Source organism: Aeromonas encheleia, from assembly GCF_900637545.1.
In the GTDB taxonomy this organism is placed as follows: domain Bacteria; phylum Pseudomonadota; class Gammaproteobacteria; order Enterobacterales; family Aeromonadaceae; genus Aeromonas; species Aeromonas encheleia.
Genome location: NZ_LR134376.1, coordinates 4,287,501 through 4,309,879, shown reverse-complemented (window position 1 = coordinate 4,309,879; position 22,379 = coordinate 4,287,501). Strand labels below are relative to the sequence as shown.

The 22,379-nt window shown below is 57.6% G+C and carries 36 protein-coding genes; 32 read left to right on the top strand and 4 right to left on the bottom strand.

The annotated features are described in order from the left end of the window. Positions 1-30: 30 nt before the first annotated feature. Positions 31-747 carry a competence protein ComF gene (locus EL255_RS20145; RefSeq protein ID WP_042652880.1) on the bottom strand — a complete coding sequence of 239 codons (717 nt, stop codon included), beginning with the start codon at positions 745-747 and terminating at the stop codon, positions 31-33. 38 nt (positions 748-785) lie between these two features. On the opposite strand from EL255_RS20145, the gene bioH reads away from it, so the two are divergent. The 3 genes from bioH to EL255_RS20130 all read left to right on the top strand — a co-directional run bounded on the left by bioH (position 786) and on the right by EL255_RS20130 (position 2,447). Further along, positions 786-1,550: a pimeloyl-ACP methyl ester esterase BioH gene (gene bioH, locus EL255_RS20140; RefSeq protein WP_042652879.1), complete on the top strand. Its 765-nt coding sequence runs from the start codon at positions 786-788 to the stop codon at positions 1,548-1,550. A gap of 71 nt (positions 1,551-1,621) precedes the next feature. Then, a complete protein-coding gene (locus EL255_RS20135; RefSeq protein WP_042652961.1) occupies positions 1,622-1,855 on the top strand; it encodes a hypothetical protein in 234 nt (77 codons plus the stop codon). 1 nt (position 1,856) lies between these two features. Further along, positions 1,857-2,447 carry a hypothetical protein gene (locus EL255_RS20130; RefSeq protein WP_042652878.1) on the top strand — a complete coding sequence of 197 codons (591 nt, stop codon included), beginning with the start codon at positions 1,857-1,859 and terminating at the stop codon, positions 2,445-2,447. A gap of 106 nt (positions 2,448-2,553) precedes the next feature. Here the strand turns inward: EL255_RS20130 and EL255_RS20125 are convergent, their stop codons facing one another. Both EL255_RS20125 and greB read right to left on the bottom strand, forming a co-directional pair. Then, positions 2,554-4,875, bottom strand: a complete 2,322-nt coding sequence (locus tag EL255_RS20125; RefSeq protein ID WP_042652877.1) for a Tex family protein — start codon at positions 4,873-4,875, stop codon at positions 2,554-2,556. Between the two features lie 253 nt (positions 4,876-5,128). Next, positions 5,129-5,602, bottom strand: a complete 474-nt coding sequence (gene greB / locus EL255_RS20120; protein WP_042652960.1) for a transcription elongation factor GreB — start codon at positions 5,600-5,602, stop codon at positions 5,129-5,131. A gap of 226 nt (positions 5,603-5,828) precedes the next feature. Here greB and ompR point away from each other — a divergent pair, with 226 nt between their 5' ends. Together ompR and envZ are read left to right on the top strand one after the other, a co-directional pair. After that, complete coding sequence (ompR, locus tag EL255_RS20115) at positions 5,829-6,548, top strand: osmolarity response regulator transcription factor OmpR (protein WP_042652876.1); 720 nt, start codon at positions 5,829-5,831, stop codon at positions 6,546-6,548. Then, positions 6,545-7,855 carry a two-component system sensor histidine kinase EnvZ gene (envZ, locus tag EL255_RS20110; protein WP_042652875.1) on the top strand — a complete coding sequence of 437 codons (1,311 nt, stop codon included), beginning with the start codon at positions 6,545-6,547 and terminating at the stop codon, positions 7,853-7,855. Before ompR ends, envZ begins: the two co-directional genes overlap by 4 nt. A 37-nt stretch (positions 7,856-7,892) precedes the next feature. On the opposite strand, the gene EL255_RS20105 is transcribed toward envZ, so the two are convergent. Then, positions 7,893-8,807 (bottom strand): DMT family transporter, encoded by a 915-nt coding sequence (locus EL255_RS20105; protein ID WP_042652874.1) that lies wholly within the window; start codon positions 8,805-8,807, stop codon positions 7,893-7,895. A 355-nt stretch (positions 8,808-9,162) separates the two neighbouring features. Between EL255_RS20105 and rpsJ the strand changes: the two genes are divergently transcribed. From rpsJ to EL255_RS19970, 27 genes are all read left to right on the top strand, one after another. Further along, positions 9,163-9,474: a 30S ribosomal protein S10 gene (gene rpsJ, locus EL255_RS20100; protein WP_005307944.1), complete on the top strand. Its 312-nt coding sequence runs from the start codon at positions 9,163-9,165 to the stop codon at positions 9,472-9,474. 22 nt (positions 9,475-9,496) lie between these two features. After that, positions 9,497-10,129 carry a 50S ribosomal protein L3 gene (gene rplC, locus EL255_RS20095; RefSeq protein ID WP_005319753.1) on the top strand — a complete coding sequence of 211 codons (633 nt, stop codon included), beginning with the start codon at positions 9,497-9,499 and terminating at the stop codon, positions 10,127-10,129. Between the two features lie 17 nt (positions 10,130-10,146). Further along, positions 10,147-10,752: a 50S ribosomal protein L4 gene (gene rplD, locus EL255_RS20090; RefSeq protein WP_025325386.1), complete on the top strand. Its 606-nt coding sequence runs from the start codon at positions 10,147-10,149 to the stop codon at positions 10,750-10,752. Beyond that, positions 10,749-11,051, top strand: coding sequence for a 50S ribosomal protein L23 (rplW, locus tag EL255_RS20085; RefSeq protein WP_005319747.1), 303 nt, complete (start codon positions 10,749-10,751; stop codon positions 11,049-11,051). The genes rplD and rplW overlap by 4 nt, the downstream gene beginning before the upstream one ends. A gap of 15 nt (positions 11,052-11,066) precedes the next feature. Then, a complete protein-coding gene (rplB, locus tag EL255_RS20080; protein ID WP_042652873.1) occupies positions 11,067-11,888 on the top strand; it encodes a 50S ribosomal protein L2 in 822 nt (273 codons plus the stop codon). A 22-nt stretch (positions 11,889-11,910) separates the two neighbouring features. Beyond that, on the top strand, positions 11,911-12,189 hold the full coding sequence (gene rpsS, locus EL255_RS20075; RefSeq protein ID WP_005307960.1) for a 30S ribosomal protein S19: 279 nt from the start codon (positions 11,911-11,913) through the stop codon (positions 12,187-12,189). A 10-nt stretch (positions 12,190-12,199) separates the two neighbouring features. Then, entirely contained in the window at positions 12,200-12,544 is a 345-nt protein-coding gene (gene rplV / locus EL255_RS20070; protein WP_005890899.1) for a 50S ribosomal protein L22, read from the top strand. A gap of 3 nt (positions 12,545-12,547) precedes the next feature. Continuing rightward, positions 12,548-13,261, top strand: a complete 714-nt coding sequence (gene rpsC / locus EL255_RS20065) for a 30S ribosomal protein S3 (RefSeq protein WP_033130008.1) — start codon at positions 12,548-12,550, stop codon at positions 13,259-13,261. Between the two features lie 13 nt (positions 13,262-13,274). Continuing rightward, a complete protein-coding gene (gene rplP, locus EL255_RS20060; RefSeq protein ID WP_033130009.1) occupies positions 13,275-13,688 on the top strand; it encodes a 50S ribosomal protein L16 in 414 nt (137 codons plus the stop codon). Continuing rightward, positions 13,688-13,879 carry a 50S ribosomal protein L29 gene (rpmC, locus tag EL255_RS20055; RefSeq protein ID WP_005319733.1) on the top strand — a complete coding sequence of 64 codons (192 nt, stop codon included), beginning with the start codon at positions 13,688-13,690 and terminating at the stop codon, positions 13,877-13,879. Before rplP ends, rpmC begins: the two co-directional genes overlap by 1 nt. After that, on the top strand, positions 13,879-14,127 hold the full coding sequence (gene rpsQ, locus EL255_RS20050; protein ID WP_005307966.1) for a 30S ribosomal protein S17: 249 nt from the start codon (positions 13,879-13,881) through the stop codon (positions 14,125-14,127). Before rpmC ends, rpsQ begins: the two co-directional genes overlap by 1 nt. A 146-nt stretch (positions 14,128-14,273) precedes the next feature. Continuing rightward, entirely contained in the window at positions 14,274-14,642 is a 369-nt protein-coding gene (rplN, locus tag EL255_RS20045) for a 50S ribosomal protein L14 (RefSeq protein WP_005890908.1), read from the top strand. Positions 14,643-14,653: 11 nt separating this feature from the next. Then, positions 14,654-14,971 carry a 50S ribosomal protein L24 gene (rplX, locus tag EL255_RS20040; protein WP_042652872.1) on the top strand — a complete coding sequence of 106 codons (318 nt, stop codon included), beginning with the start codon at positions 14,654-14,656 and terminating at the stop codon, positions 14,969-14,971. A gap of 13 nt (positions 14,972-14,984) precedes the next feature. Next, on the top strand, positions 14,985-15,524 hold the full coding sequence (rplE, locus tag EL255_RS20035; RefSeq protein ID WP_042652871.1) for a 50S ribosomal protein L5: 540 nt from the start codon (positions 14,985-14,987) through the stop codon (positions 15,522-15,524). Between the two features lie 10 nt (positions 15,525-15,534). Then, positions 15,535-15,840: a 30S ribosomal protein S14 gene (gene rpsN, locus EL255_RS20030; RefSeq protein ID WP_042652870.1), complete on the top strand. Its 306-nt coding sequence runs from the start codon at positions 15,535-15,537 to the stop codon at positions 15,838-15,840. Positions 15,841-15,859: 19 nt separating this feature from the next. Continuing rightward, the gene (gene rpsH / locus EL255_RS20025) at positions 15,860-16,252 is read left to right on the top strand and encodes a 30S ribosomal protein S8 (protein WP_042652869.1); all 393 of its coding nucleotides are present in this window, start codon (positions 15,860-15,862) and stop codon (positions 16,250-16,252) included. A gap of 13 nt (positions 16,253-16,265) precedes the next feature. Then, complete coding sequence (rplF, locus tag EL255_RS20020) at positions 16,266-16,799, top strand: 50S ribosomal protein L6 (RefSeq protein ID WP_005319720.1); 534 nt, start codon at positions 16,266-16,268, stop codon at positions 16,797-16,799. Positions 16,800-16,808: 9 nt separating this feature from the next. After that, on the top strand, positions 16,809-17,162 hold the full coding sequence (rplR, locus tag EL255_RS20015) for a 50S ribosomal protein L18 (protein ID WP_005319717.1): 354 nt from the start codon (positions 16,809-16,811) through the stop codon (positions 17,160-17,162). Positions 17,163-17,176: 14 nt separating this feature from the next. Next, positions 17,177-17,677 carry a 30S ribosomal protein S5 gene (gene rpsE / locus EL255_RS20010; RefSeq protein WP_042010196.1) on the top strand — a complete coding sequence of 167 codons (501 nt, stop codon included), beginning with the start codon at positions 17,177-17,179 and terminating at the stop codon, positions 17,675-17,677. 6 nt (positions 17,678-17,683) lie between these two features. After that, complete coding sequence (gene rpmD / locus EL255_RS20005) at positions 17,684-17,863, top strand: 50S ribosomal protein L30 (protein WP_005307985.1); 180 nt, start codon at positions 17,684-17,686, stop codon at positions 17,861-17,863. Between the two features lie 2 nt (positions 17,864-17,865). Next, a complete protein-coding gene (rplO, locus tag EL255_RS20000; RefSeq protein WP_042652868.1) occupies positions 17,866-18,303 on the top strand; it encodes a 50S ribosomal protein L15 in 438 nt (145 codons plus the stop codon). A gap of 8 nt (positions 18,304-18,311) precedes the next feature. Continuing rightward, on the top strand, positions 18,312-19,640 hold the full coding sequence (gene secY / locus EL255_RS19995; protein WP_042652867.1) for a preprotein translocase subunit SecY: 1,329 nt from the start codon (positions 18,312-18,314) through the stop codon (positions 19,638-19,640). A gap of 27 nt (positions 19,641-19,667) precedes the next feature. After that, positions 19,668-19,781: a 50S ribosomal protein L36 gene (gene rpmJ / locus EL255_RS19990; RefSeq protein WP_005319705.1), complete on the top strand. Its 114-nt coding sequence runs from the start codon at positions 19,668-19,670 to the stop codon at positions 19,779-19,781. A 138-nt stretch (positions 19,782-19,919) separates the two neighbouring features. After that, positions 19,920-20,276, top strand: a complete 357-nt coding sequence (gene rpsM, locus EL255_RS19985; RefSeq protein WP_005307991.1) for a 30S ribosomal protein S13 — start codon at positions 19,920-19,922, stop codon at positions 20,274-20,276. Positions 20,277-20,290: 14 nt separating this feature from the next. After that, complete coding sequence (rpsK, locus tag EL255_RS19980) at positions 20,291-20,680, top strand: 30S ribosomal protein S11 (RefSeq protein ID WP_005319702.1); 390 nt, start codon at positions 20,291-20,293, stop codon at positions 20,678-20,680. A gap of 39 nt (positions 20,681-20,719) precedes the next feature. Continuing rightward, positions 20,720-21,340, top strand: coding sequence for a 30S ribosomal protein S4 (gene rpsD / locus EL255_RS19975; RefSeq protein WP_042652866.1), 621 nt, complete (start codon positions 20,720-20,722; stop codon positions 21,338-21,340). Between the two features lie 25 nt (positions 21,341-21,365). Continuing rightward, complete coding sequence (locus EL255_RS19970) at positions 21,366-22,355, top strand: DNA-directed RNA polymerase subunit alpha (protein WP_005307997.1); 990 nt, start codon at positions 21,366-21,368, stop codon at positions 22,353-22,355. The last annotated feature ends 24 nt before the right edge of the window (positions 22,356-22,379 follow it).

Here is a 22,379-nt window from a genome sequence, read left to right as displayed (position 1 = left end):
CAGCCGAGTGGAGCCTGTTCTGCGTGGGCGTCATTTCAGGTGCTTCAGGGTGCGGCAGATTGCCCAGACTTCAACCCGTTGGACACCGCTCTCGTGGAGCAAGCGGGTGAGCTGGCCCGCGGTGGCACCCGTGGTGACCACATCGTCGAGCAGCGCCACGTGGCGATAGTGGTGGGTTCGGATCTGAAAGGCGCCGCGCAGGTTGCGCCGACGTTGGCCGGCACTCAGCCTGGTCTGCTGCGGGGTGGCCTTGGCTCGGCGCAGCAGTCCGTTGTCGCAGGGGATGCCGGTGATCTCGGCAAGAGTATCGGCGATCTCCTGCGCCTGATTGAAGCCGCGCCACCAGTGTCGCCACCAGTGCAACGGCACCGGAATGATGACCTCGGGCGGCTGCGCGAGATCCAGATGGTCGGCCAGCAAGCGTGCGAGGGGGGACGCCAACAGGATCTGGCCCGAGTACTTGAGGCGGGGGATGAGCAGGGGGTAGGGCGGTAGGTAGTCGCCGATCACCTGCAGTCGCTGCCAGGGTGGTGGCCGGCGCTGGCAGCGGCCGCAGAGGATCCCTTCGGCCGGCAGCGGGGCGGCGCACAGTTGGCAGCGAGGCTCCTGTTGTCGCAGGGCCCGCTGGCACCAGTCGCACAGCAGGGGCTTGTCGTCACAGGGCTGGCGGCAGAGCAGACAGAGCCCCAGCCAGTCGGCCCGACTGCCGAGGATCGGACTTGCTTTGGCGAGCAGCCGCTTTAACATGCAGGCACCAAGCGGATAAACAGGGATCTTGAGTCTAGATGAGCATATCGGTTGAGCGGTTTGGCCAGGGGCCGGATCTGGTGTTGTTGCATGGCTGGGGCATGAATGGCGCTGTCTGGCACGGCATAGCCCAGCAGCTGGCGGACCATTATCGGGTGCATCTGGTGGATCTGCCCGGCTTCGGCAACAGTCCCCTGAACGACGGGAGTGACTATTCCCTGTCCTGGCTGGCAGAGCTGGTGGCCAGCGTATTGCCGGAGCGTTGTCATCTGCTCGGCTGGTCCCTCGGCGGCCTGGTGGCGAGCCAGTTGGCCCTGACTCATCCTGAGCGGGTGCAATCCCTGATCACGGTTGCCAGTTCGCCCTGTTTTATGGCGCGGGATGAGTGGCCCGGCATCGCGCCCAAGGTGCTGGCCGGCTTCAACCAGATGCTGGCGGGGGACTTCAAGCAGACCATAGAGCGCTTCCTGGCGATCCAGGCCATGGGCAGCGAGCACGCCCGGGATGACATCCGTCAGCTGCGCCACTGGCTGGCGGAGCGGCCGGTGCCCCAGCTTGCGGCGCTGGAGGCCGGCCTCTGCCTGCTGGCCGATGTCGATCTGCGGGATGAACTATCTGCGCTCAGCCTGCCCTGGCTGCGCATCTACGGCAGGCTGGATTCGCTGGTGCCCAAGGCGGCCATCCCGCTGTTGGACGAGCGCTATCCGCATAGCCGCAGCCTGGTGCTGGACAAGGCCTCCCATGCTCCCTTCATCTCCCATCCGGCGCAGTTCATCGCCATGGTGCGGGAGTTCATCGGCTGAAAAGCGAGCGGCAGGCTTCAATAATTCCTCTGGGTGGTGAATAATCAGTCAACAGCCAGAGGAGCAAGATGATGCGTATAGATTCCGCCATGACGACGGGAGTACAGGGATTCCAGCGGGCGGAACTGCTCGCCGAGCAGGCATCCGGCCAGATCGCCCGCCTCAATACGCCGGGCGGCGATCGGGTGGAGCTGCCGGACGAGCTGGTCACGCTCAAGGTGGCCGAGCTGCAGGCCGGCGCCTCCGGCAAGGTGATCCAGACCGCCAGCGACATGCTGGGTACCCTGATCGACATCAGGGTGTGAGATGAACATCAACGTCGGTCTGCCGCCGATGATTCCCAATCAGCTGCACCCGCAGATGGAATCGGCACGGACTGACAATCGCCGCACCGAACTCGTACCCCAGGCGCGCCAGGGCGAGGCCTCCGCTGCCGAGTCCGGCGTGGCCTCCCAGAAAGACCAGTCCAGGGCCGCCCAGGCCAACCCCGCTGCCCAATCCTCCCGTGAGAGTACGCCAGCCAGCCCGACGGCGGCGCCCCAGCGCTTTGTCGACGCCACCGATGAAGACGGGAAGCGCAGGCAGCAGGAGTCAGGCCAGCAGGAGCAACAGAAGCAACAGCAGCGGGTGGAGCGGGGTCGTGAGATGCGCCAGCATGAGCAGGTGCGCGCTGCCGCCCTGGCACCGGCCGAGCCCTCCTCCCAGGATCTGAGCGTGGCCCGCACCGCCACGCTCAAGCAGGCGCAGGCCCGCAGGGAGCTGATGGAGGTCGAGCCTGCCAGCGGTGCATCCGGCCCGCTCGGTGCCTATATGGACAGACGCAATCAGATCATCGCCCAGCACTATCGGCAGGCGGTCAGGCCCACCCCCCGTCAGAGCTTCAGCCTGGATATCTAAGTCGCCTACTGTCAGTGCAGGGCAACCTTGATGGCCTGTGACTCCTCAGCCTTGGCGAAGACCCATGAAAAAGCCCCTTTCGGGGCTTTTTCATCGTGCCGGTCGGCTATTTCTTGTTCTTGGAGAGGGCGGCGGCGAAGGCGTTGCCCATGGCCCCCCCGATGGGATTGGCCGGCCTCGGCTCGCTTCTCGCCTTGGGCGCGCCCATCGTTTGACGCGGCTCGGCTGGTTTGCGGGCCTGCTGCCCACTCTTCTCGCCGGCTTTCTCATTGAGGCGCATGGTGAGGCTGATCCGCTTGCGCGGGGCATCCACCTCCAGCACCTTGACCCGCACTATGTCGCCCGCCTTGACCACCTCGCGGGGATCCTTGATGAAGCGATCGGTCAGGTAGGAGATGTGCACCAGCCCGTCCTGATGCACGCCGATGTCGACGAAGGCGCCGAAGTTGGTGACGTTGGTGACCACGCCCTCCAGCACCATCTCGGGCACCAGGTCGCTGATCTTCTCCACCCCGTCCTTGAAGGTGGCGGTCTTGAACTCGGGGCGCGGGTCACGGCCCGGCTTGTCCAGTTCACCTATGATGTCGGTGACCGTGGGGACCCCGAATCGCTCATCTGTGTAGTCGGCGGCCCTCAGGCCGCGCAGCAGGCTGCCGTTGCCGAGCAGGCTCTCCACTTGCTGCTGGAGTTGCGCCAGGATCCGCTCCACCACGGGATAGGATTCCGGGTGCACCGCCGAGCCGTCCAGCGGGTTGCTGCCGCCGCGAATGCGCAGGAAGCCGGCGCACTGCTCGAACGCCTTGGGGCCGAGCCGGCTCACCTTGAGCAGTTGCTGGCGGTTGTGGAAGGCGCCGTTGTCGTCTCTGTAGGCGACTATGTTCTGGGCCAGGGTCTGGGAGAGGCCGGAGACCCGGTTGAGCAGGGCGACCGAGGCGGTGTTCACGTCCACCCCCACCGCGTTCACGCAATCCTCGACCACGGCGTCCAGCCGGCGCGCCAGCTGGCTCTGACCCACATCGTGCTGGTATTGGCCCACGCCTATGCTCTTGGGATCGATCTTGACCAGCTCGGCCAGGGGATCCTGCAGCCGGCGGGCGATGGAGACGGCACCGCGGATGGAGACGTCGAGATCCGGGAACTCCTGGGAGGCGAGTTCGGAGGCGGAGTAGACGGAGGCGCCGGCTTCGCTCACCACTATTTTCTGCGCCTTGGCGGCGGGATAGCGCTCGAACAGATCGCTCACCAGCCGGTCGGTTTCCCGCGAGGCGGTGCCGTTGCCGATGCTGATGAGCTCGACCTTGTGCTTCTGGCACAGCTCGCTCAGGGTCCTGAGGCTCTGATCGACTTGCTTCTTGGGTTCGAACGGGTAGATGGTCGCGTGATCGACCAGCTTGCCGGTGGCATCGACCACGGCTACCTTGACCCCGGTACGGATGCCCGGATCCAGCCCCATGGTGCAGCGCATACCGGCCGGCGCCGCCATCAGCAGATCCTGCAGGTTCATGGCAAACACCTTGATCGCCTCTTCCTCGGCACTCTCGCGGATGCGGCCGATGAGCTCGGTCTCCATCTGCAGCGAGAGTTTGATCTTCCAGGTCCAGCTCACTACCCCCTGCAGCCACTTGTCGGCCGGCCGGCCCTGCAGGTTCAGCCTGAGGTGATGGGTGATGATGCCCTCGCAGGGGCTGGCGCTCTCGTCGTCGCCGGTCACCAGCGCCAGGTTGAGCACCCCTTCATTGCGGCCACGCAGCATGGCCAGCACCCGGTGGGAGGGGGCCTTGTGCAGCGGCTCATCGTGTTCGAAGTAGTCCTTGAACTTGGCCCCTTCCTGCTCCTTGCCCGCCACCACCCGTGCGCGCAGGGTGGCGTTTTGCCACAGGTAGTCCCGCAGCTTCTCCAGCAGATCGGCCTGCTCGGCGAAGCGCTCCATCAGTATGTAGCGGGCGCCGTCGAGGGCGGCCTTGCTGTCGTTTATTCCCTGCTCGGCATTGAGGAAGCGGGCCGCCTCCTGCTCCGGATCCTGCATGGGGTCGGTGAGCAACAGATTGGCCAGCGGCTCCAGCCCGGCTTCGATGGCCATCTGCCCCTTGGTGCGACGTTTGGGCTTGTAGGGGAGATAGAGATCTTCCAGCCGGGTCTTGCTGTCGGCACCGTTCAGCTCGCGCGCCAGCTCGGGGGTCAGCTTGCCCTGCTCCTCGATGGAGCGAATGATCACCTGGCGGCGATCTTCCAGTTCACGCAGATAGCCGAGGCGGCTCTCCAGGGTACGCAGCTGACTGTCGTCCAGGCCGCCGGTCACCTCCTTGCGATAACGGGCGATGAAGGGCACGGTGGAACCTTCGTCCAGCAGGCGCACGGCGGCCTGCACCTGTTCCGGGCGGGCATTCAGCTCACCGGCAATCTGTCTCTCAATTACATGGCTGTGCATCTGGGGTCTCTGTGGTCGGGTCCTGTCTAACTGGCCAGCGCGGGGCTATGTCGCCGTGCAAGGGGTCTGTCCTGGCGGTACTCAAGGTACCAGCCAGGCCGCTGCAGCGCGGGCCGGTTGGCGCCGCAAGGCGCCGGGTGTGAGCACTATATGAGGTCGACGCTGGGGATGCCACCCCGGGCAAGGGCGCCAGCCTGACCCCGCGGGGGCAGGTGGTCACCGGGGCGGGTGGGCCCGCGCTCTCCCGATAGGGTCACTTGGGGTAGCTGATGTCGTTGACATACCAGCAGGCGTCACCGACGGGGGTGCGCACTATGGCCTCATCCCCCACCTCCTTCTTGAGCAGGGCGCGGGCCATGGGGGAGTCGATAGAGATGTAATCCTTGCGACCGAAGATCTCGTCATAGCCGACGATGCGAAAGCGCTTGGTCTCTCCCTCTTCGCTCTCCACCTCGACCCAGGCGCCGAAGAACACCTTGCCCTCCTGGGACGGGGCATAATCGACTATGGTCAGCTCCTCCAGGCACTTGCGCAGGTAACGCACCCGCCGATCGATCTCCCGCAGCCGCTTCTTGTTGTACTGGTAGTCGGCGTTCTCGCTGCGATCCCCCAGGCTCGCCGCCCAGGCCACCTTCTTGGTGACCTCGGGCCGCTCCTCGCGCCACAGGGTGTCGTGCTCCTGCCGGAGTCTGTTGTAGCCTTCGCGGGTGATGAGTTTGGTTTTCATGAGCTTATCAATCCCTTGCGCCAGCATGGCGGGTTGCATTGTGCTGCCCGGGATCTTAGCCATTGGCGTCTGGCTGTCGAGCAAAAAGGTGCCACAAGCTTGTCCAGCGCGGGTGCCATCCCCCGTGGTTCCCGGGATGAGGGTAATAACCGGTAACATATTTATGCTTTGTCGTTGCCGGGGGGCGCCCTAGTATTGGGGCAGAAGAGAGAGAGGAGAGGCAGCGATGAGTCAGCAATACAAGGTTCTGGTGGTCGACGACGATCTGAAATTACGCTCCCTGCTGGAGCGTTACCTCACCGAGCAGGGGTTCATGGTGCGGGGCGTCGCCAACGGTGAGCAGGCCGATCGGCTGCTGACCCGTGAGAACTTCAGCCTGATGGTGCTGGACCTGATGCTGCCGGGGGAGGATGGACTCTCCATCTGCCGCCGCCTGCGCGAGGCGGGTAACCAGATACCTGTGTTGATGCTCACCGCCAAGGGGGACGAGGTGGATCGCATCGTCGGGCTCGAGATGGGGGCCGATGACTACCTGCCCAAGCCGTTCAACCCTCGCGAGCTGCTGGCCCGGATCCGCGCCGTGCTACGGCGCCACACCGTCGAGCTGCCCGGTGCCCCCTCTTCCGCCGAGAAGGTGGTGAGCTTTGGCGCCCATCAACTCAACCTGGCGACCCGTGAGCTGAGCCGCGACGGCGACCCCGTCGCCCTGACCAGCGGCGAGTTTGCGGTGCTCAAGGTGCTGGTGAGCCACCCCCGCGAGCCGCTCTCCCGTGACAAGCTGATGAACCTGGCCCGGGGCCGCGAGTACACCGCGACCGAGCGCAGCATAGACGTGCAGGTGTCCCGCCTGCGCCGCCTGCTGGAGCAGGACCCGGCCCAGCCCCGTTACCTGCAGACCGTCTGGGGTCTGGGTTATGTGTTTGTGCCGGACGGTGATGGCGCATGAAGAAAGTGAGCAGCATGTTCTCCCGCATGCTCTGGTTCCTGGCTGCCGTGTTGGTGGTCTATCAGTTTGTCTCCTATGTCACCTTCTATAACTATCTGCTGTCACCCACCGTCAAGCAGATCAGCCATCTGCTGGCCAATCAGGTCAAGCTGATCTTCCCCATCGACAGCAAGCAGCTGGCGCTGAGCGAAGATGCCGAGGCGCTGGTCTATGTGGCCACCGGCAGTGACATCTACACCCAGAGCGAAGCGGAGCAGCACGGGCTCAACGACTCCAAACCCTACGCCTATCTGGAAGAGAACATCAGCCGTGAGCTGAAGGGGCCGACCAAGGTGCGGGTCGAGATCCAGGATCACTACATCATCTGGATCCAGCCGCCCCATGCCAGCCAGATATGGGTGCGGATCCCGCTGACCGAGATCGAGGATGATGACATCGAGCCGCTGATCATCTACATGAGCGTGCTGCTGGTGGTGACCCTGTTTGCCGCCTGGCGCTTCGCCCGCCAGCTGGTGCGTCCGCTGGAGGATCTGGAGGCGGGCGCCGTGGCGGTGGCGCGCGGCAACTTCCCCGATGCGCTGGGGGAACGAGGCTCGCGGGAGGTGCGCCGGCTGACCCGCACCTTCAACCACATGTCGAGCTCCATCAAGCGGCTGATCGAGGAGCGCAACCTGATGATGGCCGGGGTCTCCCACGATCTGCGCACCCCCTTGACCCGCATCCGGCTGGCGACCGAGATGATGTCGTCCGGAGACGAGTACTTGCGGGAGAGCATCAACGCGGACATCGATGAATCCAACGGTATCATCGATCAGTTCATCGACTACATACGCCCGGACGAGGGGCTGGACACCCAGCAGATCGATCTGACCCAGCTGATCCACGATGCCCTGCTGATGCAGACCGATCAGGGGCTGGAGCTGGAGCTGGTCTTGCCGGAGCAGGCGGTGCGGGTGGCCTGCAACCCCATCAGCCTTCGCCGCATCCTCAACAACCTGTCGGGCAACTCGCGACGCTATGGGGCGAGCCGGCTGCAGGTGGAGCTGAAAGACGACGGTCACTGGGTCCGGCTGCGGCTGTCGGACGATGGTCCCGGCATTCCGGCCCAGGATCACTCCCGGGTCCTCAAGCCCTTTACCCAGGGCAATGTGGCGCGCACCGGGGGTGGCAGCGGGCTGGGGTTGGCGATCGTCGCCAAGATAGTGTCCCAGCACCACGGCACCATACGGCTGGGAGACTCGGAGCTGGGGGGCCTGCTGGTGGAGATCCGGCTGCCCAAGCACCAGCCGCTGGAGTGGATGGATTGAGAAGGGGCGCATCGATGGATGCGCCCCTTTTGCATTGTCAGGCCTGGGGTTCGCTCGTCTTGCGGTAGCGCTTGCCGTATTTCAGCTGCTGAATGAGCAGGGCCGCCACTATCAGGGCCAGCCCTATGGGGGTCGCCGGGTGTATGGTCTCGCCGATCAGCAGGTTGAGCAGCACCAGGGAGGCGAAGGGCGAGATGAAGATGAGGTTGCTGATGGGCGCCGTGTTGGTGGCGTGGCGCAGGGCCATCAACCAGAGCACGAAGCCGAACCCCATCTCGAACAGGCCGACATAGATGGCGCCGGCCCAACCCTGCCAGGCGGTCATGGCAAAGTCGGAGAGCAGCCAGGTCGCCACGACGATAAACGGCAGGCTGATGAGGAAGCCGAGCAGCAGGCTGACCACAGGATCGCCCTGGTTGCGGGTGTTGAGGATCCAGTAGCCGGCCCAGATCAGGGTCGACACCAGTGCCAGCGTCACCCCGAGCGGGCTGTCGAACTGCAGGCCGAACACATCCCCCTTGGTGGCGATCACCAGGGCGCCGAAGTAACCCAGCACTATGGCGACCCCGTCGCGGCGGCGCAGCTTCTGGCCGAGGAAGGGGACGGCCAGCAGACTGAGGGTGATGGCCCAGGTGTAGTTGAGGGTCTGTGCCTGCTGGGCGGGCAGCAGATCATAGGCCTTGAACAGCAGCAGGTAATAGAGGAAGGGATTCAACACCCCCAATGCCAGATAGTAGAAGGGACGCTCCTTGATATAGCTCCGCAGCAGCGACAGCTTGCCCTGTTTGGCAACGATAGCGCCGAGAGTCAGGGTCGAGGTCAGGGCCGCCACGAGCAGCAGCTGCACCGGCTCGAAGTAGGCGAGGGAGATCTTGAAGGCGGTGGCCACCGTCGACCAGAGGGCGACGGCGCAGAGTCCATATTGATAGGCTTTTTTCTGATCTTTGAGCATCGGGGTCGTTCCGCTGACAGAGGCAAGGGCGCAGTCTATCAGCCTGTTTGCAACATTGTCGTTACCGGTTTGCGGTAGGCGGGCAGGGGATCGTCAGCGAGATCCATCCGCCACACAAAGTTGCGCACTATCTGTCCGCCCGCCCTTGCGCGAATTGAAAAAATCCGTATAATCCCCTCCGCTTACCCATGAGGTAAGCCAGACGATTGGTCTGCTGCTGAGCTTCCCGTTTACGAGTCGCCAGCCATACAGTCCTCCCGATATGGGAGGAAACGTGAAAAATCGCACCTCTGGCGGGAGTATTCTCGGTCGGGCGGTGTTGATTTATGTTCTTTTATCTATTGGAGCTCTGTCAATGCAGAACCAAAGAATCCGTATTCGCCTGAAGGCTTTTGATCATCGCCTGATCGATCAATCCACAGCGGAAATCGTTGAAACTGCAAAGCGCACTGGCGCGCAGGTTCGCGGTCCTATCCCGCTGCCGACTCGCAAAGAGCGCTTCACCGTCCTGATCTCCCCGCACGTCAACAAAGATGCGCGTGATCAGTACGAGATCCGCACTCACAAGCGTCTGGTAGACATCGTTGAGCCGACTGACAAGACCGTAGACGCCCTGATGCGTCTGGATCTGGCAGCCGGTGTAGACGTCCAGATCAGCCTGGGTTAATTACGGAAAGAGGTTGATAACAATGACAATCGGTCTTGTAGGTCGCAAAGTGGGTATGACTCGCATCTTCACTGAAGATGGCGTTTCTATCCCGGTGACTGTTATCGAAGTTGAAGCTAACCGTGTAACTCAGGTCAAATCTGTAGAAACCGACGGCTACAACGCTATTCAAGTTACCACTGGCGCCAAAAAAGCCAGCCGTGTAACCAAGCCGGAAGCTGGCCACTTCGCCAAAGCTGGTGTCGAAGCCGGCCGCGGTCTGTGGGAATTCCGCCTGAACAACGGTGAAACTTTCACTGTTGGTAGCGAGCTGAAAGTAGATCTTCTCGCTGACGTTAAGATGGTAGACGTTACTGGCACATCCAAGGGTAAAGGTTTTGCGGGCACTGTAAAGCGCCACAACTTCCGCACCCAGGATATGACCCACGGTAACTCCTTGTCTCACCGCGCTCCGGGTTCTATCGGTCAGAACCAGACTCCGGGTCGTGTATTCAAGGGCAAAAAGATGGCTGGTCACATGGGTGCTGAGCGTGTAACGACTCAGAACCTGGAACTGGTTCGTGTTGACGCTGAACGTAACCTGCTGCTCATCAAAGGTGCAGTACCGGGTGCAACCAACGGCAACGTGATCGTCAAACCTGCCGTCAAAGCGTAACGTCTGAGGAGATAGTAATGGAATTGGTAATGAAAGACGCCAAGAGCGCTCTTGAAGTTTCCGAGACTACCTTCGGGCGCGAATTCAACGAAGCTCTGGTTCACCAGGTCGTCGTTGCATATGCCGCAGGTGCCCGTCAGGGTACTCGTGCGCAGCTGACTCGCTCTGAAGTGTCTGGTGGCGGCAAAAAGCCGTGGCGTCAGAAGGGTACTGGTCGTGCCCGTGCTGGCTCCATCCGTTCGCCCATTTGGCGTTCCGGTGGTGTGACTTTTGCTGCTAAGCCGCAAGATCACAGCCAAAAAGTTAACAAGAAGATGTACCGCGGCGCTATCCGTAGCATCCTGTCCGAGCTGGTACGTCAAGAGCGCCTGATCGTTGTTGAGAAATTCGGCATCGAAGCGCCGAAGACTAAAGAACTGATCGCCAAGCTGAAAGAGATGGAACTGACTGACGTTCTGATCGTGACTGCTGAAGTCGATGAGAACCTGTTCCTGGCTGCTCGCAACCTGTACAAAGTTGACGTGCGTGACGTTGCCGGTATCGACCCGGTCAGCCTGATCGCTTTCGACAAGATTCTGATGACTGCTGATGCAGTTAAGCAAATCGAGGAGATGCTGGCATGATCCGCGAAGAGCGTTTGTTGAAAGTTCTGAAGGCTCCGCATATCTCTGAAAAGAGCACCATGGTCGCAGAAAAGCAGAACACTATCGTGTTCAAGATTGCTGTTGATGCCACCAAGGCGGAAGTCAAAGCTGCAGTTGCGAAACTGTTCGAGGTCGAAGTTGAGACCGTCCGTACCCTGAACATGAAGGGTAAAACCAAGCGCTCAGGTGCGCGTGTAGGCCGTCGTTCCGATTGGAAAAAGGCTTATGTGACCCTGAAAGCTGGTCAGGACATCGACTTCATGGGCGCAGCCGAGTAAGAGGAGTTCTGAAAAATGGCAATCGTTAAGTGCAAGCCTACTTCTCCGGGCCGCCGCCACGTCGTTAAGATCGTCAATCAAGAGCTGTACAAGGGTAAGCCCTTCGCCGCTCTGCTGGACAGCAAAAGCAAGTCCGGTGGTCGTAACAACAACGGCCGTATCACTACCCGTCATATCGGTGGTGGTCACAAGCAACACTACCGTATCGTCGACTTCAAGCGCGACAAAGACGGTATCCCGGCTAAAGTAGAACGCCTGGAATACGATCCTAACCGTACCGCTAACATCGCTCTGGTGTTGTATGCAGACGGTGAGCGTCGTTACATCCTGGCGCCGAAAGGCCTGAAAGCTGGTGACGCTATCGCTTCTGGTGTTGATGCTGCAATCAAGGTGGGTAACACCCTGCCGATGCGCAACATCCCGGTCGGTTCTACCGTTCACGCCGTAGAGATGAAACCTGGTAAAGGTGCCCAGCTGGCTCGTTCCGCTGGTACTTTCATCCAGATCCTGGCGCGTGATGGTAACTATGTAACTCTGCGTCTGCGTTCCGGCGAAGTACGTAAAGTTCTGGCCGAGTGCCGCGCTACCATCGGTGAAGTCGGTAACTCCGAGCACATGCTGCGTCAACTGGGTAAAGCCGGTGCAAACCGCTGGCGTGGTATTCGTCCGACCGTTCGCGGTATGGCGATGAACCCGGTTGATCACCCGCACGGTGGTGGTGAGGGTCGTAACAAAGGCATGCAGCCTGTGTCCCCATGGGGCCAGAAGGCTAAAGGCTTCAAGACCCGTAAGAACAAGCGTACCGACAAGTACATCGTACGTCGTCGTAACAAGTAATTGTTAACATAGAGGAATCACCATGCCACGTTCTCTCAAGAAGGGTCCTTTTATTGACCTGCACTTGCTGAAGAAGGTAGAGAAAGCGGTGGAAAGCGGGGATAAAAAGCCGGTTAAGACCTGGTCCCGTCGTTCAATGATCATCCCGAATATGATCGGTTTGACCATCGCTGTCCATAATGGTCGTCAGCACGTTCCGGTTTTCGTTACCGAAGAAATGATCGGTCACAAACTGGGTGAATTCGCACCGACTCGTACTTATCGCGGCCATGCTGCTGATAAGAAGGCTAAGAAGCGCTAAGGGATAAATGATGGAAGCTATCGCTAAACACCGTTATGCCCGTACTTCTGCCCAGAAAGCTCGTCTGGTAGCCGATCAAGTACGTGGTCTGTCCGTAGACAAGGCTCTGACTCTCCTGACCTTCAGCCCGAAAAAGGCTGCTGTTCTGGTGAAGAAAGTGCTGGAATCTGCCATTGCAAACGCTGAGCACAACGAAGGCGCCGACATCGACGCCCTGCGTGTTGCTACTATCATGGTCGACGAAGGTCCCTCCATGAAGCGCATCCGTCCTCGTGCCAAAGGTCGCGCGGATCGTATCCTCAAGCGTACCGCTCACATCACTGTAGTGGTATCCGACGCTAAGGCTGGGAGATAAGCAATGGGTCAGAAAGTACATCCTAATGGCATTCGCCTGGGTATTACCAAGCCTTGGAATTCTACCTGGTTCGCGAACACCAAAGACTTCGCTGACAACCTGTACAGCGATTTTCAAGTACGCCAGTTCCTGACCAAGGAGCTGAAAAACGCGTCCTTGTCCAAGATCACCATCGAGCGTCCGGCCAAGAGCATCCGTGTGACCATTCACACCGCTCGTCCGGGTGTTGTGATCGGTAAGAAAGGCGAAGACGTTGAGAAACTGCGCAAAGCCGTCGCCGTCATTGCTGGCGTGCCTGCTCAGATCAACATTTCCGAAGTCCGCAAGCCGGAGCTGGATGGCAAACTCGTTGCCGACAGCATCACTTCCCAGCTGGAACGTCGCGTAATGTTCCGTCGTGCTATGAAGCGCGCCGTACAGAACGCCATGCGCCTGGGTGCCAAGGGCATCAAAGTGGAAGTGTCCGGTCGTCTGGGCGGCGCTGAAATCGCGCGTACCGAATGGTACCGTGAAGGTCGTGTGCCTTTGCACACCCTGCGTGCCGACATCGACTACGCAACTTCTGAAGCCCACACCACTTACGGTGTGATCGGCGTCAAAGTTTGGATCTTCAAGGGCGAAGTTCTGGGCGGTCTGGCTGCAGTCAATGCTGCCGCTGCTCAAGAGCAAGCTCCTGCAAAGCCCAAGCGTGACAACAAGCGCCGCGCTGCTAAGTAAGGAGATTCGGTAAATGTTGCAACCAAAGCGTACTAAATTCCGCAAGACCCACAAAGGTCGTAACCGCGGTCTGGCCAACTCTGGTAACGAAGTTTCCTTCGGTACCTTTGGCCTGAAGGCGACTACCCGTGGTCAACTGACTGCTCGTCAAATCGAAGCAGCCCGTCGTGCCATGACCCGTCACGTTAAGCGTCAGGGTAAGATCTGGATCCGTGTGTTCCCGGACAAGCCGATTACCGAAAAGCCCCTCGAAGTTCGTATGGGTAAAGGTAAGGGTAACGTCGAATACTGGGTATGCCCGATCCAACCTGGCAAGGTTCTGTACGAGATGGATGGTGTTCCTGAGGCTCTGGCTCGTGAAGCCTTCGCCCTGGCCGCTGCCAAGCTGTCCGTTCAGACCACTTTCGTAATTAAGACGGTGATGTGATGAAAGCCCAAGATCTGCGTCAAAAGAGCGTCGATGAACTGAACCAGGAGCTGCTGGGTCTGCTGCGTGAGCAATTCAACATGCGCATGCAAGCATCCACCGGCCAGCTGGCTCAGACTCACACTCTGAAACAAGTGCGTCGTGACGTCGCACGTATTAAGACTGTACTGACAGAGAAGGCAGGTGCGTAATGACTGACAAAATCCGTACTCTGCAAGGTCGTGTAATTAGCGACAAGATGGACAAGTCCATCACCGTCGCTATCGAGCGCAAGGTAAAGCACCCGATCTACGGTAAGATCATCAAGCGCACTACCAAGCTGCACGTACATGACGAAAACAACGAGTGTAAAGCTGGTGACCTCGTGGAAATCCGCGAATGCCGCCCGCTGTCCAAGACCAAGTCCTGGACCCTGGTTGCTGTCGTAGAAAAGGCCTAATGGTCCTTTTTTGCCCAAACGGCCCCCCTTCGGGGCCGTTTGTTTTTTAGGCTACCTTTTCAAAAGAAGCTGTGTTATAGTTTCGCGCCTTTTGAAGGCAGCCAGATCCCGGAAGGGATAAGAAGTAAACAAAGCGGAGCACTAAAATGATCCAGATGCAAAGTATGCTGGGTGTAGCCGACAACTCCGGCGCTCGCAGTGTAATGTGTATTAAGGTTCTGGGTGGCTCGCACCGCCGTTACGCCGGCATCGGCGACATCATCAAGGTTTCCATCAAGGAAGCTATTCCTCGCGGTAAAGTGAAGAAAGGTGATGTGTATAACGCGGTGGTCGTACGCACCCGTAAAGGCGTTCGTCGTCCGGACGGCTCTGTCATCCGTTTCGACAACAATGCGGCTGTTTTGCTTAACGGCAACCAACAGCCAATCGGTACTCGTATTTTTGGCCCGGTGACCCGTGAACTCCGTAATGAGAAGTTCATGAAGATTGTGTCCCTGGCACCCGAAGTACTGTAAGGAGTCGAACGATGGCAGCTAAAATCCGTCGCGAAGACGAAGTGATTGTTCTTACCGGTAAAGACAAGGGCAAGCGTGGCAAAGTCACTCAAGTCCTGATCGCTAAAGGTAAGGTTCTCGTGGAAGGCATCAACCAGGTGAAGAAACACCAGAAGCCGGTACCCGCATTGGGTCAGGCTGGCGGTATCATCACCAAAGAAGCCCCGATCGATGTTTCAAACGTAGCGCTGTTCAACTCTGCCACTGGCAAGGCTGATCGCGTTGGTTTCCGGATTGAAGACGGCAAAAAAGTTCGTTTCTTCAAGTCTACCGGCGAACTTGTAAAGTAATTGGAGTTTAACGATGGCGAAACTGCATGATTACTACAGATCCGATGTAGCAAAAGAACTGTCAAAGCAGTTCGGTTACAAGACGATCATGCAAGTCCCTCGGATCGAGAAAATCACCCTGAACATGGGTGTTGGTGAGGCGATTTCTGACAAGAAACTGCTGGAAAATGCTGCTGCCGATATGGCTGCCATTTCCGGTCAGAAGCCACTGATCACCAAAGCTCGCAAATCTGTTGCGGGCTTCAAGATTCGTGAAGGCTACCCGATAGGTTGTAAAGTAACCCTGCGTGGCGAGCGTATGTGGGAGTTCCTGGAACGGCTGATTTGCATCTCCGTACCGCGTATCCGTGACTTCCGTGGCCTGAACGCTAAAGCGTTCGATGGTCGTGGTAACTACTCCATGGGCGTGCGTGAGCAAATCATCTTCCCGGAAATCGACTATGACAAAGTCGATCGCGTCCGTGGTCTGGATATCACCATCACCACTTCCGCGAATACCGACGAAGAAGGCCGTGCTCTGCTGGCTGCCTTTAACTTCCCATTCCGCAAGTAAGGTTAGGGTTATGGCTAAAACATCCATGAAAGCACGTGAAGCAAAGCGTGCGAAGCTGGTAGCCAAGTTCGCCACTAAGCGAACCGAGCTGAAAGCTGTCATTGTTGATATGAACGCTTCTGAAGAAGCGCGTTGGGATGCTGTCTTGCAACTGCAACAGCTGCCCCGTGATTCCAGTCCGTCCCGCCAGCGTAACCGTTGCAATATTACTGGTCGTCCGCACGGTTTCCTGCGCAAGTTTGGCCTGTCCCGCATCAAGGTGCGTGAGCATGCCATGAAGGGCGAAATTCCAGGTCTCAAAAAGGCCTCTTGGTAAGAATCTCGGGAGTTAGACTATGAGCATGCAAGATCCGATCGCGGACATGCTGACCCGCATCCGTAACGGTCAAGCGGCGAGCAAAGTTGCGGTTTCCATGCCTTCTTCCAAGCTGAAAGTGGCTATTGCCAACGTGCTGAAAGAAGAAGGTTACATCGCTGGCTACTCCGTAGCAGGTGATGTGAAGCCGGAACTGGAAATTGAACTGAAATATTTCCAGGGCAAGCCGGTTGTAGAACTGATCCAACGCGTGAGCCGTCCCGGCCTGCGTATTTACAAGCGCACTACTGATCTGCCGAAAGTTATGGGCGGTCTCGGTGTTGCTATCGTGTCCACGTCTAAAGGTGTGATGACCGACCGTGCTGCCCGTCAGGCAAGCATGGGTGGTGAGATCATCTGCTACGTCGCTTAATAGGAGGTCGGAAATGTCTCGCGTTGCTAAGGCACCCGTCACTATTCCTGCTGGCGTAGAGGTGACTCTGAACGGTCAGGAACTGTCCATCAAAGGTGGTAAAGGTTCCCTGGTTCGTTCCATCCACGCCGGTGTAGAAGTGACCAAAGAAGACAATGTACTGAAGTTCGCCCCGCGCGACGGCATCGCTGGTGCTGACGCTCAGGCCGGTACTGCACGTGCATTGGCTAACAACATGGTAATCGGTGTTACCCAAGGCTTCGAGCGTAAGCTGCAGCTGGTTGGTGTGGGTTACAAAGCCTCCATCAAGGGCAATGCTGTCGCGCTGGCTCTGGGCTTCTCTCACCCGGTAGAGCATGCGCTGCCGGCTGGTGTCACCGCTGAATGCCCGACTGCTACTGAGATCGTTCTCCGTGGTGTGGACAAGCAGCTGGTTGGCCAAGTCGCCGCCGATATCCGTTCTTACCGCGCTCCGGAGCCCTACAAGGGCAAGGGTGTACGCTATGCCAACGAGCAAGTGCGTACTAAAGAAGCTAAGAAGAAGTAAGGTAACACTATGGACAAGAAAGCAGCTCGTCTCCGTCGTGCTACTCGTGCTCGGAAGAAGATGCAGGAACTGGGAGCGACCCGTCTGGTTGTTCACCGTACCCCGCGTCATATCTACGCGCAGGTTATCGCAGCCAACGGTTCCGAAGTTCTGGCCTCTGCTTCTACAGTAGAGAAAGCCATCAGTGAAGCGCTTAAATACTCCGGTAATGCTGATGCAGCTACCGCAGTAGGTAAAGCAATCGCTGAGCGTGCTATTGCCAAAGGCGTTCAGAACGTATCTTTCGATCGTTCCGGTTTCAAGTATCACGGTCGTGTAGCCGCTCTGGCTACCGCTGCTCGTGACGCTGGTCTTCAGTTCTAAGCTAGGAGTCGAAGATGGCTAAAGTCGAATCTCAAGCCGGCGAACTGCAAGAAAAGCTGATTGCAGTAAACCGTGTTTCGAAAACTGTTAAAGGTGGTCGTATCATGTCCTTCACCGCGTTGACCGTGGTGGGTGATGGTAACGGCCGTGTAGGTTACGGTTACGGTAAAGCCCGTGAAGTTCCAGCTGCCATTCAAAAGGCAATGGAACAGGCTAAGCGTAACCTGAGCAAAGTTGAGCTGAACAATGGCACTCTGCACCATCCGGTGCGTGGTGTTCACTCTGGCTCCACCGTGTTCATGAAGCCGGCCTCACAAGGTACTGGTATCATTGCAGGCGGCGCCATGCGTGCTGTGCTGGAAGTTGCTGGTATCCACAACGTGCTGGCTAAGACCTACGGTTCCACCAACCCAATCAACGTTGTTCGCGCAACTGTCGACGCTCTGGTGCAGGGTCAATCCCCGGCTCAGATCGCTGCCAAGCGTGGTCTGCGCGTTGAAGAAATTCTGGGGTAATGCGACATGGCTAACACTGTAAAAGTAACTCAAACTCGCAGCTCTATCGGCCGTCTGCCAAAGCATAAGGCGACTCTGCGTGGTCTGGGTCTGCGTCGCATTGGTCACACCGTCGAGCTGGAAGATACTCCTTGCGTACGCGGTATGATCAACCAGGTTTATTACATGGTTAAGGTGGAGGGCTAAGCATGCGTCTGAATACTCTGTCTCCGGCCCCAGGTTCCAAGTCTGCTAAGCACCGTCCGGGCCGTGGTATCGGTTCAGGTCTGGGCAAGACTGGTGGTCGTGGTGTGAAAGGCCAAACCTCTCGTTCCGGTGGCGGGAAAGTCCGCAACGGTTTCGAAGGTGGTCAGATGCCTTTGAAAATCCGTCTGCCGAAGTTCGGTTTCTTCTCTCGCAAATCTTTGGTATCTGCCGAAGTGCGTCTGAACGAACTGGCCCTGGTAGAAGGTGATGTGGTCGATTTGAGCACTCTGAAGCAAGCCGGTGTTGTTACTAAGAACATCGTTTTCGCTAAAGTTGTTCTGTCTGGCAACATTGACCGTGCTGTGACCGTTCGTGGTCTGTCCGTCACCAAAGGTGCACGTGCAGCCATCGAGGCCGCTGGCGGTAAAATCGAGGAATAATCAGTACAATGGCTAAGAAACCAGGATTGGATGTTAAAGCACAGGGTGGTCTGAGTGAACTGAAGAGCCGTCTGCTCTTCGTTCTCGGGGCGATTATCGTTTTCCGTGCAGGCTCTTATGTGCCTATTCCTGGTATTGACGCCGCCGTACTGGCCGAGTTGTTCCAACAACAGAAGGGCACCATCATTGAGATGTTTAACATGTTCAGTGGTGGTGCACTCTCGCGTGCTTCTATTCTTGCACTGGGGATCATGCCGTACATTTCGGCGTCGATCATTATCCAGCTGCTGACTGTGGTTCACCCCGCTCTTGCTGAACTCAAGAAAGAAGGTGAATCCGGCCGTCGCAAGATTAGCCAATATACCCGTTGGGGCACGCTGGTTTTGGGAACTTTCCAGGCCATTGGTATTGCAACCGGTCTGCCGAATATGATGCAGGGACTCGTGACTCATCCGGGTTTGGGCTTCTATTTCACGGCCGTTGTGAGTCTGGTCACCGGTACCATGTTCTTGATGTGGTTGGGTGAACAGATTACCGAGCGTGGGATTGGTAATGGTATCTCGTTGATTATTTTCACGGGTATCGTTGCTGGTCTGCCTCATGCCATTGGCGCTACGGCCGAACAGGCACGTCAAGGGGAATTGCACATCCTGCTGTTGTTGTTGCTGGGCTTGATTGTTTTCGCAGTGACTTACTTTGTGGTGTTCGTGGAACGTGGTCAGCGTCGTATCGTCGTGAACTACGCCAAGCGTCAACAAGGCCGCCAGGTATTCGCCGCGCAAAGCACACACCTGCCGTTGAAAGTAAATATGGCCGGTGTGATTCCTGCGATTTTCGCATCCAGCATCATCCTCTTCCCTGGGACCATTACCTCTTGGTTTGGTCAGGGCGAGGGCAAGGTAGCTGACGTTCTGCAGCAGGTCTCTATGGTCCTGCAGCCGGGTCAACCCTTGTATGAGATGCTCTATGCAGCAGCCATTATCTTCTTCTGCTTCTTCTATACCGCGCTGGTGTTCAACCCCCGCGAGACAGCAGATAACTTGAAGAAGAGTGGAGCCTTTATCCCGGGGATCCGCCCGGGCGAGCAGACAGCACGTTACATCGATAAGGTTATGACTCGCCTGACATTGGCAGGTGCGCTCTATATCACCTTTATCTGTCTGGTACCCCAGTTCTTGATGACTGCCTGGAACGTACAGTTCTACTTCGGTGGCACCTCGCTGCTGATTATCGTGGTAGTTATCATGGACTTCATGGCTCAGGTACAAACCCATATGATGTCTCATCAATATGGCGACGTCCTGAGGAAGGCCAACCTGAAGGGCTACGGCCGCTAAAGGTCGGCGTAGTTACGGAGTTAAGCAATGAAAGTTCGTGCTTCCGTTAAGGCAATCTGCCGTAACTGCAAAATCATCAAGCGTCACGGTGTGGTGCGTGTGATTTGCAGCGAGCCAAAGCATAAACAGCGCCAAGGCTAATTTTTACGGTTAGTACTTGCAACAAATAGTTGTGCTGGCTATTATAGCCAGCCAACTTTTGTTGTGTATTGGTTGACCGCCACGTATCCGCTCACGGGCTTTGTGGTGGTCGTTATCTACGCTACGTAGGAGTGAACAGTGGCCCGTATCGCTGGCATTAACATTCCTGACCATAAGCATGCAGTCATTGCGTTGACTGCGATTTATGGCGTCGGTCGTACCCGCTCCAAGGCCATCTGTGCCGCAGCCGGTATTGCTGAGAATGTGAAAATTAAAGACTTGGACGAAGCTCAGATCGAAAGTCTGCGCGAGCAAGTAGGTAAATTCACCGTTGAAGGTGACTTGCGTCGTCAGATTTCCATGAACATCAAACGCTTGATGGATCTGGGTTGCTACCGTGGTTTGCGTCACCGTCGTAGCCTGCCTGTTCGTGGTCAACGTACCAAGACCAACGCTCGTACCCGTAAGGGTCCGCGCAAGGCTATCAAGAAGTAACGGGAAGGTAGAAAATGGCTAAAACTCCGACTCGTGCTCGCAAGCGCGTTAAAAAGCAAGTGAGCGACGGTATTGCACACGTTCATGCATCTTTCAACAACACAATCGTGACCATTACTGACCGTCAGGGCAATGCTCTGTCTTGGGCTACCTCTGGTGGTTCCGGTTTCCGTGGTTCCCGTAAGTCCACTCCGTTTGCTGCCCAGGTAGCTGCTGAGCGTGCTGGTGAGATCGCCAAAGAATACGGCGTGAAGAACCTGGAAGTCATGGTCAAAGGTCCGGGTCCCGGTCGTGAGTCTTCCATCCGCGCTCTGAACGCGGCTGGTTTCCGCATCACTAATATTACTGATGTGACTCCGATCCCGCACAACGGTTGTCGTCCTCCCAAGAAGCGCCGCGTATAACGCTGTAGCTACTTGGTCTAGGATTGTTGGAGAAAGAAGATGGCAAGATATATCGGTCCTAAGCTTAAGCTTAGCCGTCGTGAGGGCACCGACCTCTTCCTGAAGTCTGGTGTTCGTGCGATTGATTCTAAGTGCAAGATTGACACCGTTCCAGGTCAACACGGTGCGCGTAAAGCGCGTCTGTCTGACTACGGTGTGCAACTGCGCGAGAAACAAAAAGTTCGTCGTATCTACGGCGTATTGGAAAAACAGTTCCGCAACTACTACCGCGATGCTGCCCGTCAAAAGGGTAACACCGGTGAAAACCTGTTGCAGCTGCTGGAAGGTCGTCTGGACAACGTCGTCTACCGTATGGGCTTCGGCGCTACCCGTGCTGAATCTCGTCAGCTGGTGAGCCACAAAGCCATCATGGTAAACGGCCGTGTCGTAAATGTTCCTTCTTTCCAGGTATCCCCTGAGGACGTGGTCTGCGTTCGTGAGAAGGCTAAGAAGCAAGCGCGTATCAAAGCTTCCCTGGAAGTTGCTGGTCAGCGCGAGAAGCCGACTTGGGTAGAGGTTGACGCTGCTAAGATGGAAGGTGCCTTCAAGCGCCTGCCAGAGCGTTCCGACCTGTCTGCCGACATTAACGAACAGCTGATCGTCGAGCTTTACTCCAAGTAAAGCTAGCTTCTAAAGAGAGGACACAATGCTGGGTTCTGTAACAGATTTTCTTAAACCGCGGCTAGTTGACATCGAGCAAGTTAGCCCGACTCACGCGAAAGTGACTCTCGAGCCGCTTGAGCGTGGCTTTGGTCACACGCTGGGCAATGCTCTGCGTCGTATTTTGCTGTCATCTATGCCCGGTTGTGCGGTTACTGAAGTCGAAATTGACGGAGTACTGCACGAGTACAGCAGCAAAGAAGGTGTACAGGAAGACATTCTTGAAATCCTGCTCAACCTGAAAGGTATCGCTGTGAAGCTGGAAGGCAAGGACGAGGTAACTCTGTCCCTGACCAAGTCTGGAACAGGCCCCGTTACCGCTGGTGATATCACTCACGGTGATGAAGTCGAGATCGTAAACCCGGAGCACGTAATCTGCCACCTGACTGGCGCCAATGCTGAAATCAGCATGCGCCTGAAAGTTCAGCGCGGTCGTGGTTATGTGCCTGCTTCTGCTCGTGTTCACAACGATGATGAAGAGCGTCCTATCGGTCGCCTGCTGCTGGACTCCGCGTTCAGCCCCATCGTTCGTATTGCCTACAATGTTGAGGCAGCACGCGTGGAACAGCGTACCGACTTGGACAAGCTGGTCATCGACATGGAGACCAATGGTACTCTGGATCCTGAAGAAGCCATCCGTCGTTCCGCCACTATTCTGGCTGAACAACTGGAAGCCTTCGTGGATCTGCGCGATGTCAGCGTGCCCGAGAAGAAAGAAGAGAAACCCGAGTTTGATCCGATTCTGCTGCGTCCTGTCGATGATTTGGAGCTGACAGTTCGTTCTGCGAACTGTCTGAAGGCAGAAGCTATCCACTATATTGGTGATCTGGTACAGCGTACCGAAGTTGAGTTGCTTAAAACTCCTAACCTCGGTAAGAAGTCCCTGACTGAGATCAAGGACGTGTTGGCCTCCCGTGGTCTGTCTCTTGGCATGCGCCTCGAGAATTGGCCGCCCGCCAGCATCGCTGACGAGTAATCCAGATTACGGGTTTCACAGATT